Raw genomic sequence first — 1,042 nt, 5'->3', positions numbered from 1 at the left:
CTTAAAATCTAAAGGTATCAAGAGTGATGTTATCGATAAATAACTGAAAGCCATCATTGCGACATGTAACACATCATTACATGAGCTTTAATTCATGACAATTCTTTATCTTTAAAAGTGACTAATCAATTTAGCTAAAGTCATCATTTGGGCATCAAGCAGCATATTACTGTTTGATGCTTTTTTAATTGCCTTAAATTCACTATCCATCCTAAAATTCCCATTAGTTGACGCATTTGACTATATACCTAACATATTCCATACTTATATTGACTCTATAAACAAAGGATGATCATGATGAAAGTTCGAATTACTTTTATTATTTTAGCAATTTTATCGACGATTGTTTGCTTGTTCTTAACAGCAATGCATCCAACAGGACCAAACACAGTAACTTTTGAACAGCCATATTTATTCACCCTCAACATCATTATAATGGTATTAGTCGCATTACCTTCACTTGTTTTAGCTATATATGATTATATGAGTTTTAGAATTTCTTCTGCTATTTTACAATTTCTAGGGGCTATCTCTTGGTTCTTTTTATCATTGATATTATCGCTCACACAATTTACACCTTTTACATTAGCGTCATTTATAACTTCAATTATTTTGTTCGTAAGCGCAATTATCACATTAGCTATTGGTGGTAAGTCTGTTGATAAGAATGACTTCCATTAAATTCCAAATACAAAAAAGGTTCTGAAGGCAGCTATAAAACACAGCTTTTCAGAACCTCTATACTTCTATTCAATGATATATGGTTTGCAATTTTCAACTTTTAAATCCACAGCTTCTTCCCTTGAAACTTTGTTAAAATAAACCATCAAACAACGAATGACAACTTGATGTGCAACAATGACGATATCATCTTTTTGTGTATCTTCATTGACAACATGATTCATAAAATGTTCGACGCGTTGATATACATCTTCATAACTTTCTCCTTCAGGCGCTTTTTGTGAAAAACTATGACGAAAGTCTTTAAAGTTTGGATCATTGAAATATTTTTCATATTTCGGATTCGCACTGATTTCATCTT

2 protein-coding genes are annotated in these 1,042 nt (G+C 31.3%); one reads left to right on the top strand and one right to left on the bottom strand.

Annotated features, from left to right (window positions below; genetic code table 11):
• The first annotated feature begins 297 nt into the window (after nucleotides 1–297).
• Nucleotides 298–681 carry a hypothetical protein gene (locus IDG60_RS15725; RefSeq protein WP_000868260.1) on the top strand — a complete coding sequence of 128 codons (384 nt, stop codon included), beginning with the start codon at nucleotides 298–300 and terminating at the stop codon, nucleotides 679–681.
• 65 nt (nucleotides 682–746) lie between these two features.
• Here the strand turns inward: IDG60_RS15725 and IDG60_RS15720 are convergent.
• The coding region (locus IDG60_RS15720; protein ID WP_164825723.1) for a histidine phosphatase family protein at nucleotides 747–1,042 on the bottom strand (296 nt) is incomplete at its 5' end.

The sequence above is a fragment of the Staphylococcus sp. EG-SA-2 genome (assembly GCF_017152085.1).
Note: the sequence above shows the minus strand (reverse complement) of the source record. Positions and strands in the feature narration are given on the sequence as shown.